This window comes from Halalkaliarchaeum sp. AArc-CO, from assembly GCF_024972735.1.
In the GTDB taxonomy this organism is placed as follows: Archaea; Halobacteriota; Halobacteria; order Halobacteriales; family Haloferacaceae; genus Halalkaliarchaeum.
Window position 1 is genome coordinate 2512293 of record NZ_CP087723.1, and the last position, 16138, is coordinate 2528430.

General features: G+C 65.8%; 14 protein-coding genes and 1 tRNA gene. 5 read left to right on the forward strand and 10 right to left on the reverse strand.

What is annotated here, in order from left to right:
• Positions 1-4 precede the first annotated feature (4 nt).
• Positions 5-1342 carry a RimK family alpha-L-glutamate ligase gene (locus AArcCO_RS13165; RefSeq protein ID WP_259533961.1) on the reverse strand — a complete coding sequence of 446 codons (1338 nt, stop codon included), beginning with the start codon at positions 1340-1342 and terminating at the stop codon, positions 5-7.
• A gap of 171 nt (positions 1343-1513) precedes the next feature.
• On the opposite strand from AArcCO_RS13165, the gene AArcCO_RS13170 reads away from it, so the two are divergent.
• Positions 1514-1636, forward strand: coding sequence for a hypothetical protein (locus tag AArcCO_RS13170; protein WP_259533962.1), 123 nt, complete (start codon positions 1514-1516; stop codon positions 1634-1636).
• A gap of 279 nt (positions 1637-1915) precedes the next feature.
• On the opposite strand, the gene AArcCO_RS13175 is transcribed toward AArcCO_RS13170, so the two are convergent.
• From AArcCO_RS13175 to AArcCO_RS13205, 7 genes are all read right to left on the reverse strand, one after another.
• Positions 1916-1987: transfer RNA gene (locus AArcCO_RS13175), tRNA-Ala, on the reverse strand.
• A 23-nt stretch (positions 1988-2010) separates the two neighbouring features.
• The gene (locus AArcCO_RS13180; RefSeq protein ID WP_259533963.1) at positions 2011-2607 is read right to left on the reverse strand and encodes a rhomboid family intramembrane serine protease; all 597 of its coding nucleotides are present in this window, start codon (positions 2605-2607) and stop codon (positions 2011-2013) included.
• A 168-nt stretch (positions 2608-2775) separates the two neighbouring features.
• The gene (gene rpsJ / locus AArcCO_RS13185; RefSeq protein WP_259533964.1) at positions 2776-3084 is read right to left on the reverse strand and encodes a 30S ribosomal protein S10; all 309 of its coding nucleotides are present in this window, start codon (positions 3082-3084) and stop codon (positions 2776-2778) included.
• A 3-nt stretch (positions 3085-3087) separates the two neighbouring features.
• The gene (gene tuf / locus AArcCO_RS13190; RefSeq protein WP_259533965.1) at positions 3088-4353 is read right to left on the reverse strand and encodes a translation elongation factor EF-1 subunit alpha; all 1266 of its coding nucleotides are present in this window, start codon (positions 4351-4353) and stop codon (positions 3088-3090) included.
• Positions 4354-4529: 176 nt separating this feature from the next.
• Positions 4530-5507 (reverse strand): homoserine dehydrogenase, encoded by a 978-nt coding sequence (locus AArcCO_RS13195; RefSeq protein WP_259533966.1) that lies wholly within the window; start codon positions 5505-5507, stop codon positions 4530-4532.
• Positions 5504-6079 (reverse strand): amino acid-binding protein, encoded by a 576-nt coding sequence (locus tag AArcCO_RS13200; protein WP_259533967.1) that lies wholly within the window; start codon positions 6077-6079, stop codon positions 5504-5506. Before AArcCO_RS13200 ends, AArcCO_RS13195 begins: the two co-directional genes overlap by 4 nt.
• A gap of 167 nt (positions 6080-6246) precedes the next feature.
• A complete protein-coding gene (locus AArcCO_RS13205; RefSeq protein WP_259533968.1) occupies positions 6247-8586 on the reverse strand; it encodes a DEAD/DEAH box helicase in 2340 nt (779 codons plus the stop codon).
• A 211-nt stretch (positions 8587-8797) separates the two neighbouring features.
• Between AArcCO_RS13205 and rio1 the strand changes: the two genes are divergently transcribed.
• Positions 8798-9667: a serine/threonine-protein kinase Rio1 gene (gene rio1, locus AArcCO_RS13210; protein ID WP_259533969.1), complete on the forward strand. Its 870-nt coding sequence runs from the start codon at positions 8798-8800 to the stop codon at positions 9665-9667.
• Between the two features lie 22 nt (positions 9668-9689).
• On the opposite strand, the gene AArcCO_RS13215 is transcribed toward rio1, so the two are convergent.
• Positions 9690-12170, reverse strand: coding sequence for a sensor histidine kinase (locus AArcCO_RS13215; protein WP_259533970.1), 2481 nt, complete (start codon positions 12168-12170; stop codon positions 9690-9692).
• Between the two features lie 292 nt (positions 12171-12462).
• Here AArcCO_RS13215 and AArcCO_RS13220 point away from each other — a divergent pair, with 292 nt between their 5' ends.
• A complete protein-coding gene (locus AArcCO_RS13220; RefSeq protein ID WP_259533971.1) occupies positions 12463-13005 on the forward strand; it encodes a 16S rRNA 3'-interacting factor aDim2p in 543 nt (180 codons plus the stop codon).
• 36 nt (positions 13006-13041) lie between these two features.
• Here AArcCO_RS13220 and AArcCO_RS13225 read toward each other — a convergent pair whose 3' ends face one another.
• Positions 13042-13944 (reverse strand): PhzF family protein, encoded by a 903-nt coding sequence (locus tag AArcCO_RS13225; protein WP_259533972.1) that lies wholly within the window; start codon positions 13942-13944, stop codon positions 13042-13044.
• A 100-nt stretch (positions 13945-14044) separates the two neighbouring features.
• Between AArcCO_RS13225 and AArcCO_RS13230 the strand changes: the two genes are divergently transcribed.
• Complete coding sequence (locus AArcCO_RS13230; protein ID WP_259533973.1) at positions 14045-15388, forward strand: alkaline phosphatase family protein; 1344 nt, start codon at positions 14045-14047, stop codon at positions 15386-15388.
• A gap of 98 nt (positions 15389-15486) precedes the next feature.
• A complete protein-coding gene (locus AArcCO_RS13235; protein WP_259533974.1) occupies positions 15487-16050 on the forward strand; it encodes a GMP synthase subunit A in 564 nt (187 codons plus the stop codon).
• The last annotated feature ends 88 nt before the right edge of the window (positions 16051-16138 follow it).

Here is a 16138-nt window from a genome sequence, read left to right on the forward strand (position 1 = left end):
AGTCTCACTCCTCGGGACGCCGAACGGGTTTCGGGTCGTCGATTCGGCGGCTCACGTCCAGGTGATAATGTTTCAACACGTCGCGACCGAGCAACAGCGGATGGCTCATGTGGGCCCTGTCCGCGATGCTGGCTTCGACGGTGTGCTGGGTGCCGCCGATCCCGAGCACGATGTCTACGACCGGGCGTGATCGGCCCTTCTTCTGGGAGCCTGACCGGACCTTGCTCACGGTGTGGATCGGTCCCGCCCCGATATCGGCGGCCAGCTGGAGATCGATCGAGCTCCGGTCGGCACCCGTGTCCGACTTCCCGACGACGGTTCTGGTCCCCCGGGTTCCCGTGACGACGACGTGCTCGGTGAAGCCGATGACGGCGGGATCGACGTAGCGTTCCGGCTCGTCTGCGGGCATACAGGACGGGACTGAGTCGTCGAGCGTCGCCGCCAGGTCGGCCACCTGGTCGTCGTCGACCGACCCGCCGCCGCGTTCGATCGCCAGCTTCGCGATGTAGGGGGCCGGGCTGGTTTCGGTCGCCTCGTAGAGCCCCCGGAACCCCGCGGTGGGGTTCACTTCGAGCACGTGCCAACCGTCCGTCCCCTCGATGAGGTCCACGCCGGCGTAATCCAGGCCCAGAACCGCCGTCGCCTCGAGCGCGTAGGCCGCCGCCGCTTTCGGGAGGCTGTCGGTACAGCCCTCGACACGGCCGCCCCGGGCGACGTTGGTTCGCCACTCCGACTCGGCGGCGTGCCGGACCATCGCGCCGACGATCTCCTCGCCGACGACGTACACGCGGAGGTCACGAGGGGGGCGATCGTTCATCCCAATCAGCTCCTGTAGAAACGCCCGGCGCTGTCCGACCACCGGGCTGAGCGACTCGGCGGTGTCGACCTTCCAGGCACCGCCACCGTGGGTCCCGATCGCGGTCTTGTACACCGCTTCCGGGCCGAACGTCTCCCGATGCCGGTTGAGAAGCTCTCCACTCAGCGCGAAGATGGTACCGGGGATCGGAATGCCGGCGTTCACCAGTCGCGCCGCGCTCGCGATCTTGTGGGTCGCAAGCGCCGTCGCGTGGGGATCGTTGAGCGTCGGCCGCAGCGCAGCGATCGTCTCCGCGATCCCGACGTGTTCGGCGGGCTGTTCCGTGCTCGAAAGCAACAGTCGATTGGCGACGACGTCGACGTCGGGCTCGAGTCGGATCGCTCCGTCTCGCATGTGCACGATCGTATTCGGCTCGCGGAGCCACTCGGGGTGATGGCCCAGCGCCTCGACAGCGTTACAGATCGCCTTCGATTCCTTGCTGTCGTGCAGGCTCAACACCCCCACGCGCACGGGATCAGATTCCATATACACCCTTTGGAGGGGCCGGGAATAACCATAACTATTGTTTGTGAATATTGATTCGGCCGACGCACCATCCCGCAGGTGCCGCGACCGTAGCTACGGATCACGACCGTTTCGACGTCCGTTCACTCACGAGTGATGGGCTTTTTGAGGCCGCTACGACAACTGTGAGATATGCTGGGTACACTGACCACGGTACTGATGTGGGGCCTGCTCGTCGTCGTCGGGCTCATCGCCATCGGGTCGATCCTGTTTTTCACCTACGACACCGTGGCGACGTTCATGAAAGGGGCGTAGGCTCCGCGCGAGCGACGCGAGCGCGGTTCACCGGACGCGAGACCGGCGGTCGAGCGTCCGGCTTTTTGGTCCAGCTTTTTACGAGCGGTTCGAGCGAACGCAGTGAGCGAGGACCCGAAGTAAAAAGGTGGGATGGACTCGCTGGGATTTGAACCCAGAGGAAGACGGTCGCCTCGCTTCGCTCGGCGCTGCGTCTTCCAGGGCTTCAAATCCACGCGTCCGCAAGGCGGACGCTCAGCTCGTCCATTCTCGCTCCCTCGTAAAACTCGGTCGCTCCGATGGACTCGCTGGGATTTGAACCCAGGGCCTCTTCCTTGCGAAGGAAGCGATCTACCACTGATCTACGAGCCCGCATACGATCGAAGTCGTCGGGCTCACTTGTACCTTCTGTTTCCATCCGCCACTGAAAGGAGCCGGAGCCGTCCGGCGATCAGGCCGATCACGAATCCGGTGAAGTGAGCCAAAAGCGCCACGCCCGGCCCCCCGGTCGCGATCGTAACCACGACCGCGACGGCGACGAACAGCGCCAGCTGCAGCCGAGGGCTCACCTCGACCCGGTCGAACAGCGCCGCCGACATCCGATTGCCGGCCAAGAGATACCCCAGCAGCGCGAACACCGCCCCGGAGGCGCCCAGTACCGCCCGCGCCCCCACGAGCCCGCCGAACCACACCTCCGCGATCCCGGCGGCCGCCCCCGTCGAGACGAAAAACAGGTGAAACCGGAGCCGGGTCGTCCGGCGCGCCACCAGCGGCCCCACGATCGCGAGCGCGAGGGCGTTCCCCAGCAAGTGGGCGAGATCCGCGTGGGCGTACACGCTCGTGATCAACGTCCACGGTGCGACAGTCACCGGTGCCGACAGCACGAAGAGGTACGCTGCAAGCCCAGCCAGCGCCGTGAGTCGCTGGAGCAGATACACGACGGCGAACGCGCCGAGCGTCTCGAGCGTGGGGCTGCGAGGGAGCGACGACACACCTCCCGTTACGACCCACGGTATATAAGTGGCCGAGGCTGTCGCCGGAGCGGTGACCCAGGCAGTGACCGAAGAGTCGAATTCACGGGAGCGGCGAGGCTACGACCGGAAAAATACGGAGAAGATAGCGTGTGAGACGGGCTGGCGCCCGTGTGACGCCTTAGCGCTTCAGTCTTCCAGGACGATCTCGATGCTCACGTCGTTGGGCACCTGAATGCGCATGAGCTGACGAAGCGCGCGTTCGTCGGCGTCGATGTCGATCAGACGCTTGTGGACGCGCATCTCCCAGTGCTCCCAGGTCGCCGTGCCCTCGCCGTCGGGGGACTTCCGTGCCGGCACCTCCAGCGTCTTCGTCGGAAGCGGGATCGGTCCCGACAGGGAGACGCCGGTGGAGTCGGCAATCTCGCGGACGTCGGCGCAGATGTCGTCGAGGTCCTCGGGGCTCGTACCGGCGAGGCGGACGCGTGCCTGCTGCATCGATTATCGCTCGTTGACCTCGAGCACCTTGCCGGCGGCGATGGTCTGACCCATGTCGCGGATGGCGAAGGAGCCGAGCTCCGGGATCTCCGAGGACGGTTCGATGCTGAGCGGCTTCTGCGGGCGCACGGTGACGACCGCGGCGTCGCCGGACTTGATGAAGTCCGGGTTCTCTTCGGCGACCTCACCGGAGGCCGGGTCGATCTTCTGGTCGATCGACTCGATCGTACACGCCACCTGCGCGGTGTGGGCGTGGAACACCGGCGTGTAGCCGGCGGTGATGACGCTCGGGTGCTGCATCACGACGATCTGGGCGGTGAACGTCTCCGCGACCGACGGCGGGTCCTCGGCGGGACCACAGACGTCGCCCCGGCGGATGTCGTCCTTGCCGATGCCGCGGACGTTGAACCCGACGTTGTCGCCGGGGCCGGCCTCGGGCACTTCCTCGTGGTGCATCTCGATCGTCTTCACCTCGCCGCCGACGTCCGACGGCTGGAAGGAGACGTTGTCACCGGTGTGCATGATCCCCGTCTCGACGCGGCCGACCGGGACCGTCCCGATGCCGGAGATAGTGTAGACGTCCTGGATCGGGAGCCGAAGCGGCGCGTCCGTCGGCGGCTCGGCTTCCGGAAGGTCGTTGAGCGCCTCCAGCAGGGTCGGACCGTCGTACCAGTCCAGTTCGCCGGAGTCTTCCGCGACGTTGTCGCCCTCGAAGGCGGAGATCGGGATGAACGTGGCGTCGTCGGCCTTGAAGCGGACCTGCTTGAGGAGCTGCTTGACCTCCTCGACGACCTCCTTGTACTTCGCCTCGTCGTAGTCGACGAGGTCCATCTTGTTGACGCCGATGATGAGCTCGCCGATCCCCAGCGTGCGGGCCAGGAAGACGTGCTCTCGGGTCTGGGGCGCGACGCCGTCGTCGGCCGCGACGACGAGCACCGCGTTGTCGGCCTGCGAGGCGCCCGTGATCATGTTCTTCACGAAGTCACGGTGACCCGGACAGTCGACGATGGTGAAGTAGTAGTCGTCGGTGTCGAACTCCTGGTGGGCGATGTCGATGGTGACCCCGCGCTCTCGCTCCTCGGCGAGGTTGTCCATCACGTAGGCGAACTCGAATCCGCCCTTGCCCTTCTCTTCTGCTTCCTCTCGGTGCTGCTCGATTACGTGCTCGGGAACGCTCCCCGTTTCGAAGAGGAGACGGCCCACGAGCGTACTCTTGCCGTGGTCGACGTGGCCGATGATGGCCAGATTCTGGTGCGGTTTGTCACTCATGGGTAATCACGCGCTAAGGCGCTGTGTAGGGGTTCTTTCGGTTGATTCCACTAAAACGGTTTCGATACGCACTACAGCACACCCCGACGCCATCTTGCGGTTTTTTCCGAGACGACGTGGTGGAGGGTACCAAATATAATATATCTGTTACGTCTGTCGCCGACCGAAGACCGCCCCTAAGAGAGCCGGCCGACGTCCGCCAGCACGGCGCTTGCGGTTTCGGGCCCGCCGGCGCCGCGGCCGCTCACGTTCAGGCGACCGGCGTAGTCGGTGTCCAGCTGGACGATGTTCTGAGTGCCGGTCACTGCGAGCGTCCCGTTTTCGGGGACGAGCCGGGGACCGACCCGGACCGACTCCCGGCTCGCTTCGCCGACGAGCCGGACGGTTCGGCCGTCCTCGGCGGCGAGTTCCAGCGCGCTGCCGGGCACGTTTTCGATCCCCTCGACGTCCGCATCCGCAAGCGAAAACTCCCTGGCGTCGCCGGGATCGTCGGCGACGCCGAACGAGAGTACGTTCGCCAGGATCACGCATTTCAGCGCCGCGTCGGTCCCGTTGACGTCGAATGAGGGGTCCGCCTCCGCGACACCGAGATCCTGTGCCTCCGCGAGGACGTGGTCGTAATCCAGCCCTTCGGCGGCCATCCGGGTGAGGATGAAGTTCGCGGTCCCGTTGAGCACGCCGCGGACGGCCGACACGCGCGCGGGACCGACATCCTCGACGGTTGATATCGCCGGGATCGCACCACCTACGGTCGCCTCGAACCGCACGTCACCGGCGCTTTCGCGGGCCAGCTCGGCGAGGTCGCCGTACCGTTCCGCGACGGGACCTTTGTTCGCGAGCACGACGTGTTTGTCCCGATCCAGGGCGGCCGCCGCGTGAGAGAACCCCGGTTCGGCGTCGCCCAGCGTCGTCGGCGTCGCCTCCACCAGAACGTCGTAGTCGGCTGCGAGCACGTCGTCGGGATCCGCGTCGCCGACACCGCCCGTATCGTCCTTTCTGTCGCAGACGGCGTCGACGTCGACGCCTCCCTCTCCGTCCCCTGCGAGGGCGGCGCTCGTCGAGTCCGCAATCGCCGTGACGGCGTGTCCGTAGTCGCCGGCGAGTTCGGCAACCGACCGGCCGACCGCGCCGAACCCGAGGATCGCGAGTTTCACGGCTCCACCCCCACGAGCGGCTCGACGACGTCGAACCCCTTCTCGTCGGCCACCTCCCGCACCGTCTCCAGTGCCCGCTCGGTCTCGCCCGCCCGAGCCGCAAGGCGCACCCGAGCGCTGGAGGCCCGTTCGGTCCCTTCCGGTGCGGAAAGCGAAACGTCGGCCACCGAGGACGCCTCGCAGTCCTCGATCCGACGGAGCGTATCCGAGAGATCGGTGTCGATCAGATGCCCCACGAGGACGACCGTGAGCTCTTCGCTGTACCGTTCCGTGCCGGCCTGGATGACGTTCACGCCGGCGTCCCGGAGCGCGTCGACGATGCCCTCGAACCGGTCGTCCGGCGCCTCGAGGTCGATTTCGACCGGGATCCGCCCCCGTGGGGTGATGTTTCCGCGCTCGTGATAGATCGAAAGCAGATTGCCCCCGTTGTCCGCGATCGGGCTGAGCGCCCGGAGCAGCTCACCCGGCTCGTCTGCAAGCTCGAGTCGAACGGTGTGAGTCGACGTCGACGCCACCTGGCCGCCGTCGGTGTCCGCCTGCAGATCGGCCTCCGGGCCGTCGCGGGCGGTCACGACGACACCTCCCAGTCGATACGAGAGACGGCGGTCGTTTCCGTGTGCATACTCGGTGTGAAACGGGCGAGTCGGTATAAGGCTTCGTCGAAGGCAGGCGTTGCCTCTCTTCGGGTTCACCGTCACCGGGACACACGACCATCGAAAGCGGCCCAGCCTGGTGCCGATCAACGGATCTGTACGGTCCGGGTCGCGCGAACCGGCATCAACGGTAGCTCCGGAAACGTCGCCTCGAGGACGTACTCGAGTTCGTCTGCTTCCGGTGCACCGAACACCGCGGCGGGGACCGTCGACGCGTCCGAGAGGTACACCGACTTCGCGGTCATCTCGGTCCCGTTTACGGTGACGCGGATTCCGACCTGGGCCCCTCCGCCGACGTTCCGGACCGTCAGTTCGTGCATCTCGTGGGCTCCGCGGTCGATGTCGTCGGGGAACTCCCCCCACTCGACGACGATCCGCGGCAGCTCCCGGGCCGCGTCGACGATCCGCGATGCGACCCCGTCGGACAGTCCCGCTGCGGAGAGTTCCTCGGTCCCGGCGGCGACGACTTCGGCGGGCGACTCGAAGCCTGCGTCCGCGAGCCGCTCTGCGCGGCCGGCGCCGACCCCCTCGATCGCCGAAAGCGGCACCGCCCGCCGGGAGACCCCGTGATCGACCCTGGCCTCGATCCGCCGTGCCAGGTTCGCCGCACGGGGGCCCGCAAACCGCTGGAGGAACTCCGACAGCGCAGCGAGCAACCGGAGCGCATTCTGTCGGATTACCCACGCGTCTGCGCTCAGGTCTGCCGGAATCGAGTCGTTCGTCCCCGCATACAGGATCGCGAGCACCTTCCGGTTCCCGCCCTCGAGAGAGCTGTCGACGTCCGAGAGCACTGCGTCGATGGCGTCACGCTCGGACTGCCTGGCGGACACGGAGTCGAACTCCGCCGCTCCGGCGACGGTCTCGAGGACGTCCCCGACCGCGAGCCGTTCGCGGCCGCCGAGTTCGTGGAACCGGACAGCCGTCTCCAGACGGAGATAGTACTTCGAGGTGAGCCGACCCAGCTCCGTGGGTGCGACCGCGAGCTCCTCGGTTTCGACGAACCCTCGCTCGACGAGGTCGTCGAGCGTCTCCCGGACCCGGTCGCGGAGCCCGTCGAACCCGTACTCCGCCGGCTCGGAGGCCGCCCGGACGTAATAAAAGGTCGTCTCCAGCCAGGACATCACGTCCTCGAGGTCGCCGATCGTCCCCATCGCGATTTCGGCGTTGAGGTGGGCCGGGAGGTCCTCTGCGAGCTGCGATTCGATCGGCTTGCCCCGTTTTAACAGCGTCCGGTAGCGGTCGGCGTCCGACCGATCACAGACCACCCAGCCGTAGCCGACGTCGTCGTAGCCGGGACGCCCCGCGCGGCCGATCATCTGCAGGACGTCCAGCGGGCTGATGTCGGTCTCGCCCTCCAGGGGATCGTGGTACTTCGTGTCCCTGATGACCACACACCGCGCCGGCAGGTTCACACCCCACGCCAGCGTCGACGTCGAGAACAGCAGTTCGACGTGGCCCTCCCGGAACCAGCGCTCGATCATGTCGCGGTCGTCCTTCGCCAGCCCGGCGTGGTGAAAGGCGACGCCGTCGAGGACGGAGTTCCGGAGCCGGTCGTTCGACAGCGCCTCCGCCTCCTGGTGGAACTCGTAGTCCCCACGTGCGCCCATCGGGACGTCCCGTTCTGCCAGTGCGTCGCGCGCCTTTTCGGCCGCCCGGACGGTGTCCTGTCTGGACGAGACGAACACGAGCGCCTGGCCGTCCTCCCGGAGGTGCGGCTCCGCCAGGTCCAGCGCACGGTAGAGCCGGCGGTACTTGTCGGCGAAGGCGTTCTCCCCGTGGGTGTAGGTTTTGACGCCGGTGTGGAGATCCACGGGTCGGTAGTCGTCGCCGAACTGGAAGGTACACGCCGGCGGAGCGTCGAGCCAGTCGGCGACGTCCTCGACGTTGGACATCGTCGCCGACAGCGCGATGATCCGGGGGTCACACAGCCGGCGGAGCCGAGAGACGGTCACCTCGAGCACGCTTCCGCGGCGGTCCGAATCCAGCAGGTGAACCTCGTCGATGACACAGCAGTCGATGTCCCTGATAAAGGCGTATCGCGGCGACTCGTGTTTCCGGGTCGCCGAGTCGGCCTTCTCGGGAGTCATCACCAGAATGTCGGCCCGCTTTGCGCGACGCGGATTCAGGTCGCGTTCGCCGGTGACGACGTAGACGGAGTAGCCCAACTGCTCGAACCGTTCCCAGTCGCGTTCCTTCTCGTTGGTGAGCGCGCGCAAGGGAGCGAGAAACAGCGCGGTGCCGCCGTCGGCGAGCGTGCGACAGATCGCCAGCTCCGCGAGCGCGGTCTTGCCGGAGGCGGTGGGCGCGGCGGCGACGACGTTGTCCCCCCGTTCCAGAAGCGCCGGCAGCGCCTCGCGTTGCATCCGATTGAACTCGTCGAACTCGAAGGCGTCGGCGAATTCGGGGACGGCCTCCGCGACTCTCACCGCCGATCACCAGCGCGGGTTCCCATCAGTAGCGTGGGGGGGCCTGCCCCCCAAAGGCGTTACGGGACGTGTCCCTCGGCAGTGGAACAGCCGAGGGACGCGGGATTTCTCCCGCGACGATTCACAGCCGCGGGAGGACGGGATAAAAGTAGCCGCGACCCATCCACGAGAGTCTCCACACTTTTCACGCGTCCCGACGTAGGTGGACCGAATGACAGAGGATTTCGGGCTGCTCGACCCCGAGGAGGGCGAGGCGTTCGGCGACGAGTGGGAGTCGATCGACGTCTCCGACACCGAGGCGGACCGCATCGTTCGCCGGCAGGACCTCGCATTCGACGAGTTCCGCAAGCGGATCAAGGACACCGAGCAGTTCAAAGTCGAAGGCAACGTCTTCGACGACGCCACGCTCGCGGCCATCTACAAGCTCGTCCAGGACGGCCACGTCGAAGCGTTCGGCGGCCCGATTTCCACCGGCAAGGAGGCGAACGTCTACGAGGCACTGGGCGACGACCGCGAGGTTGCAATCAAGGTGTACCGGATCACTACCTCCAACTTCAGGCAGATGCGCGACTACCTCGAGGGCGACCCTCGCTTCGAGGGGATCGGCAACGACAAAAAGGAGGTCGTGCTCGCCTGGACCCGCAAGGAGTTTGCCAACCTGAAGCGCGCGCGCCTGGCAGGCGTCCGAGTCCCCGAACCGATCGCAGTCGAGCGGAACGTCCTCGTGATGGAACTCGTCGGACTGGTCGAGGACCGCGCCCGTCGGCTCGCGGAGGTTCACGTCGAGAACCCCCAGACCGCCTACGAGGTGGTTCGCGAGTACATGCGCCGGCTCTACTCGGCGGGGCTCGTCCACGGCGACCTCTCCGAGTACAACCTCATCATCCACGACGGCGAACTCGTCGTCATCGACATGGGACAGGCAGTGACGGTCCATCACCCCAACGCCAGGGAGTTCCTCGAACGCGACTGCCGAAACGTCGCGACGTTCTTCACCAGACAGGGGCTGGACGTGACCGGCGAGGAACTGCTCGCGTTCGTCACCGAGGTCGAACCGGAGCCCTCCGAGGAACCGGAGTAGCCGATCCGTCGCAGCCAGCCGCCTACGAAATCAAAATTTCCACGCGCGCACCGCCGTCCCTGCTTTCTGTCATCGCGACGTCCCAGCCGTGTGCCTCGGCGATGCGTTGGACGATCGCGAGCCCGAATCCAGTTCCCTCACTCGAAGTGGTGTAACCCTGATCGAACACGTCCTCTCTCTCCTCCGGGGGGATCCCGGGACCGTCGTCGGCGACGTAGATCCGATCCTCCGTTCGCCCCACCCTGACGGTGACGTCCTCGCCACCGTGTTCGACGGCGTTCCGGAACAGGTTCGCAAAGAGGTCCTCGAGTCGTTCCCGATCGGCATCGACTTCGCCGAGTGACCCCGGTACCGATAGCGTCGCCTCGGGTGAGCCGATCGTCTCCCAGCTGCGTTCGACCAGGCTCTCGAGATCGATCAGTTCGGTCTCGCCGACCACCTCGCCGTGGCGGGCGAGCGTGAGCAGGTCGTCGATCAGGCGCTCCATCTTGTCGTGGGCGCGTTCGATCCGTTCGAAGTGTTCCGGATCGGGATCCTCCCGGACGAGGTCCAGGTAGCCGTCCGCCACCGAAAGCGGATTCCGAAGGTCGTGGGAGACGACGCTGGCGAACTCCTCCAGCCGATCGCGCTCCCGCCTGAGTTCCGTCGCGGTGTCGGCCCGATCGAGCGCGATCTTCGTGTGGGATCCCAAAAGCGACAACACCTCGGCGTCCTCCTGATCGAACGCACCCCGTTCGGTGGCGAACACCTGCAGAACGCCCAGATCGTCGATCGGGACGGTTATGACGGAGGCGAAGAGGTCCTCGATGAGCGGATCGTTCCGCCGTGGGTCCGCCGTGCCGTCGTCCACCCACTCGAAGAGATCGTCGAGACTCCCGCCGCTTTTGACCCCCGTCCCGCCGCCGTCGGTCGAAGACTGTGCCTGGCCGTGCGCCCCCGAGCCGGGAGTACGGGCGGTGTCCGGAGTGATGTCGGCCTGGAGCGTGGATCCGACGGCGTCGACGCCCGCTCGGGATCCGTCGGCAGACTCGACCGCCGACAGCCACGCGTCCGCCCCTCCCTCGGCGGCGGCACCGCGGATCGTGAGGTCGTCGACGACGTGCGCCTGTCCGGCGGAAAACACCCGCCTGGCGATGCCGGAACTCACGGCGCCGGTCAACGGACCGTCCCACTGCCCCGTCTCGGCGGTAACCTCGAGTTCCCCGTCGGACGCGAGGAACAGTCGGGCGTGTTCGACCTCGAGGATCGACACCGCGCCCTCGACCGCCCGGTCACACACCGCCTCCCGCTCGTCGGCGGACGCCAGATCGTGTGTCACGCCCAGCAGGGCTTCCGCCATGTGTCGGCGGCGCGCGAGCGCGGTTTCCGCTCGGGTCCGGTCGGTGATGTCGTGCAGGAGGATCAGGAACCCTCGATGTCGGTCCGGCGAGGTTACAGTCACCGCAAACGTCCGGGAGCCCGACGGCGTCTCGAGCGTGATTTCCCGGCGATCAGTGGAGATCCAGCCGTCGGATTCGAGCGCCGAAAGCAGGTCGGATTGGTCCGGTGAACCGGTCGAATCGCCGCCGGACGATCGCTCGTCGGCGACGAGGTCGGAGAATTCGTCTTCGACGATCGCTTCGACGACGTCGACCAGCGGCGGAGACAGCGCCGACAGCGATGTGCCGACGAGTTGACTGGACGCGAACAGCTCGTCTGCGGCATCGTTGTAGTCGACGACATCGTACCGGTCGTTGACGACGATCATCGCTTCGGCCATCGAATCGACGACGTCCCCGCGTCCGACCGGCGTGAGATCGAACCAGCGGTACCGGAAGACGCTGGCTGCCGCCGCGACGACGACGAGAACAGTCGACAGCGCGGCGACGTTCACGCCGGGAGTAGGAACCGGGCCGAGCAGGTAGATCCCACCGACGACGGCAGGGGAAAGCGAAAACACGAACAGCGTCGCAACCTGTTTGCGGAGGACGCCACGGGTAGAAAGGACCGCAGAGACGAGGAAAGCGGTCGCGGTCGCGAGAAGCACCGTAACGAACGAGAGATACAGCCAGAACAGCGGCCCCCACTCGACGGCGATCGTGTGGGGCGACTCACTCGCGAAGGTAAATCCTGTCCAGAACAGCCAGTGGACCTCGTTCAGCGAGATGAGAAACAGAAACAGCGTCGCGATCGCACCAAGGGGTGCAAACACCGTCGCCGTCAGCCAGTCGGTTCGGCCGGTGTACCAGCAGACGTACGCGAACCACAGGATCGGTAGCGGTACCGTCCCGACGTACTCCATCTTCAGGAGGAACACGGAGCCGGCCGGAGCTGCGTACACCACCTGGAGCGCGTGGGCGAGCACCCAGATGGCCCCGCTTCCGACCAGCGCTGCGGCTATCCACGCCCCGGTTTTCGGTCCGGAGCGTTCGCGGGCGAGCAGCAGGAAGTACACCGCGAACGCGGCCAACGACACCCCAGCCAGGGCCAGCGGCACGGCGTACAGGTGTGGGTCCCACCCCATCTAGCGAATACCACACAGGGAGGGGTCAAATCAGTTTTCATCTATTTTCGTTCGTGAGAATCAATTTCTCTGATACGTTAGAAGTCGCTTCAGTCCCCGTTTTGGACACCGATCGATCAGTCACAAAAGGTGATAGCCACCCATTTAGTGCTCGAGTGCGGCAGTCGGACGCTCGATTGGGGCAGTCGGACACGGGGGAGGCCGCAAACGGACGTCCGAACGCCGGCAGTCCGGGAGAAGCGCCGCGCTCGACCTTGAAACCCTTAAACGTCTCCGTCGACAAACGGTAGTTATGCAACACGTGAAGGTCCCGAAGGACCGCATCGGTACGCTCATCGGCGAGGGGGGCGAAACGATGCGGGAGATCGAAGACCGGGCGGAGGTCCGGCTCGACATCGACTCCGAGACCGGGGCGGTCCGGATCGAGGAGACGGGCGATCCCGTCACGGCGCTTTCGGCACCCGACATCGTCCGGGCGATCGGTCGCGGCTTCTCTCCCGAGTCGGCGCTGAGTCTCCTGGACAACGACCTGCGGATGTTCGATCTGATCGATCTCGCGGATCACACTCGAAACGACAACGATCTCACGCGACAGAAGGGCCGAATCATCGGCGAAAACGGTCGGACGCGAGAACTGATGGAGGAGCTCTCCGGCGCCGACGTCGTCGTCTACGGCACGACCGTCGGCATCATCGGACAACCCGACGAAGTCGAGGTGGTCCGCCGCGCAGTGGGGATGCTGCTTGAAGGAGCCCCACACGGGTCGGTGTACTCGTTCCTCGAACGCAAACACAACGAACTGACGAACGACGTGACGTTCGAGCGAACGCACTGAAACGCGGTCTTCGATCCAGTTCTCGGCTCTCGTCGTTCAGATCTCGATGATGTCGTCCTGGTCGGGGTCGGGGATCGCGATCGATCCCTCCAGACTCTCGACTGCAGTACCCCCCACGTGGATCCCGTCCTCGAGGCGCACCCGGGCGATTCCGGCTCGATCCAGGAAGTGACCCTGCTCGAAGCGTAGCTCCGCGGGTGCGTCGCCGTCGAAGGCACCGACGTAGTCGAGATACGCGCCACACGCACCCGACGCCGTCCCGGTGACCGGGTCCTCCGGAACGCCGACAGCGGGGGCAAACATGCGGGCGTGGAGGGTCGACTCGGCGGAAAGCGTATCGAAGGTGAACGCGTAGACGCCGGCGACGTCGTAGGTCGCCGACAGCTCCTCGACCGCCTCGAAATCGGGCGACGCGTCGCCGAGGCTCTCGAGGAACGCCACCGGGACGACGAGGAACGCGAGCCCGGTGGAGGCGACCGCGATCGGGAGGTCGGCACCGATGTCGGAAAGCGCCGCCGGGTCGATCCCCAGCGCCTCCGCGAATCGGTCGTAATCGGGGTCGACCTGCCGGACGGACGGCTCCTCGCCCGTCATCCACACCGTGCCGTCCTCCTCGAGTTCGATCTCGAGGACGCCCACGTTCGTCTCGAGCGTGGAGACGCCCGGATCGAGAGTCCCGTTCCCGGCGAGGAGTCCGTGGCTCGCGATCGTGGCGTGTCCGCAGAGATCGACCTCCGTTTCGGGTGTGAAATAGCGGATACGGCGGTCGGCTGCCTCCGAGGGAAACAGGAACGCGGTTTCGCTGGCACCGAGTTCCGCTGCGATCGCCTGGAGCTGTTCGTCCCCGAGGCCGTCGGCGTCGGGGACGACGCCGGCGACGTTACCTGACAGCGGTTCCTCGGCGAATGCGTCGACGAGGTGGACGCGACGGGTTTCCATACCCACCCGTGAAGAGCCGATCGGTTAAAACCGGACGAAACAGCAGCCGTCCCGCGCCGGAACCGGGAAGGTTGATATGTTGTTCGCCGCTATGGCCGGTATGGGACTGTTCGATCGGCTTCGCGGCGAGGACAACCCGCGGGTCGCTTTCGTCGGCATCGACGGCGTGCCGTTCCGGCTCATCGACAACCACGGCGACCGGTTCCCGAACCTCGCCGCGCTCGCGTCGGACGGCACCGCGGGAGCGATCGAGAGCATCGTCCCGCCGGAGTCGAGCGCGTGCTGGCCGGCGCTCACGACAGGAAAAAACCCCGGTGAGACCGGCGTCTACGGTTTTCAAGACCGCGAGATCGGGTCCTACGACACGTACGTTCCGATGGGCCGGGACGTCCAGGCGACACGGGTGTGGGACCGGGTCACCAAGGCCGGGCACAACGCGACGGTGATGAACGTCCCGGTGACGTTCCCGCCACAGCGCAACGTCCAGCGAATGGTTTCGGGCTTTCTCTCGCCGGAGATCGACAAGGCCGCGCGCCCGGACGAGCTTCGGGACCGACTGCAAGAGAGCGGCTATGTCATCGATGTCAACGCCAAGCTCGGGCACAAAGAGGACAAATCCGCGTTCATGGAGCACGCCCACAAGACGCTCCGCAAACGTCAGAAGGCGTTTACCCACTACCTGAAGGCCGACGACTGGGACCTGTTTTTCGGCGTGTTCATGACGACCGATCGCGTGAACCACTTCCTGTTTCGCGACTACGAAAAGAACGGCCCCAACTACGAGGCGTTCATGGAGTTTTACGAGCAGCTCGACGAGTACATCGGCGAGATCCGGTCGCTGCTCCCCAAAGACGTCACGCTGATCGTCGCCTCCGACCACGGGTTCACCACGCTGGAACACGAAGTCAACTGCAACGAGTGGCTCCGCAGGGAGGGGTGGCTCGAGTACGAGGACGACGACCACGACTCGCTTTCGGACATCGACGACGACACGAGAGCGTACTCGCTCATCCCGGGACGGTTCTATCTCAACCTCGAAGGCCGGGAGCCGCGTGGGAGCGTGCCGAAAGACGACTACGAGTCGGTTCGTGCGGAGCTGAAAGCCGACCTCAAGGCGCTCGAGGGGCCCGATGGCACCCCGGTGTGCAAACGCGTCGTCGAACGGGAGACTGCCTTCCGGGGAGACCACAGCGAGATCGCCCCGGACCTGGTCGTGATCCCGAACGACGGATTCGACCTGAAGGCGGGATTCAAGCCGAAAGACGAGGTGTTCGCTGCCGGTCCCCGGAACGGGATGCACACCTTCGACGACGCCAGCCTGCTGATCGACAGTCCGAACGCGACTACCGAGGACGCAGATCTGCTCGACATCGCGCCGACCATCCTGGATCTCATGGATGTCGACTACAAGCGGACGGCGTTCGACGGTGCAGGACTCGTGTGACCACGTCCGTGGATATCTTTCCCACATAAACAGTGGAAAAAGTCACATAATTGCCTAGATTCCGAGTCGCTTTTGCCGATCGGTGCCGAACGGGCAGTATGACTCGGATCCTCGTCGTCGACAATCACGGTCAGTTTACCCACCTGGAGCGTCGAGCGCTTCGGGATCTGGGTGTGGAGACGGAACTCGTAGACAACGACACGCCGCCCGAAGAGATCGACGCCGACGGCCTGGTGCTTTCGGGGGGGCCGGACATCGATCGGATCGGAAACTCCCCGGCGTATCTCGATCTCGGGATTCCGGTGTTGGGGATCTGTCTGGGAATGCAGTTGATGGCCGCCGAACTCGGCGGCGCCGTGGGCTCGGGAGAGTACGGCGGCTACGCCGACGTCGACGTGGAGATCCTCGATCCCGACGATCCCCTCGTGGGGTCGCTGTCGCCCGAGACGCGGGTGTGGGCGAGTCACGGCGACGAGGTCCGGGAGGTTCCGTCGGGCTTTGTCCGGACGGCAACCTCGTCGGTGTGTGACATCGAGGCGATGTCAGACGTCGACCGGGATCTCTACGGGGTGCAGTGGCATCCGGAGGTCGCCCACACCGAGCGCGGCGAGGAGGTCTTCGAGAACTTCCTCGCGATCTGTGAGACGGGCAGGTCCCGATAGCGAACGGACCGCCAGCCCGGTCGGGTACGTGTGCAGCCGGAAACGTGTACAGTCGAACCCGGGGTCTGTTCGGTCGGGAACGTTTTTA

Coding starts and splice junctions, on each gene's coding strand:
- AArcCO_RS13165 (WP_259533961.1), bottom strand. CDS start 1,342: ATGGAATCTGATCCCGTGCGCGTGGGGGTGTTGAGCCTGCACGACAGC.
- tuf (WP_259533965.1), bottom strand. CDS start 4,353: ATGAGTGACAAACCGCACCAGAATCTGGCCATCATCGGCCACGTCGAC.
- rpsJ (WP_259533964.1), bottom strand. CDS start 3,084: ATGCAGCAGGCACGCGTCCGCCTCGCCGGTACGAGCCCCGAGGACCTC.
- AArcCO_RS13215 (WP_259533970.1), bottom strand. CDS start 12,170: ATGGGGTGGGACCCACACCTGTACGCCGTGCCGCTGGCCCTGGCTGGG.
- AArcCO_RS13170 (WP_259533962.1), top strand. CDS start 1,514: ATGCTGGGTACACTGACCACGGTACTGATGTGGGGCCTGCTCGTCGTC.
- AArcCO_RS13225 (WP_259533972.1), bottom strand. CDS start 13,944: ATGGAAACCCGTCGCGTCCACCTCGTCGACGCATTCGCCGAGGAACCG.
- AArcCO_RS13220 (WP_259533971.1), top strand. CDS start 12,463: ATGCAACACGTGAAGGTCCCGAAGGACCGCATCGGTACGCTCATCGGC.
- rio1 (WP_259533969.1), top strand. CDS start 8,798: ATGACAGAGGATTTCGGGCTGCTCGACCCCGAGGAGGGCGAGGCGTTC.
- AArcCO_RS13235 (WP_259533974.1), top strand. CDS start 15,487: ATGACTCGGATCCTCGTCGTCGACAATCACGGTCAGTTTACCCACCTG.
- AArcCO_RS13230 (WP_259533973.1), top strand. CDS start 14,045: ATGGGACTGTTCGATCGGCTTCGCGGCGAGGACAACCCGCGGGTCGCT.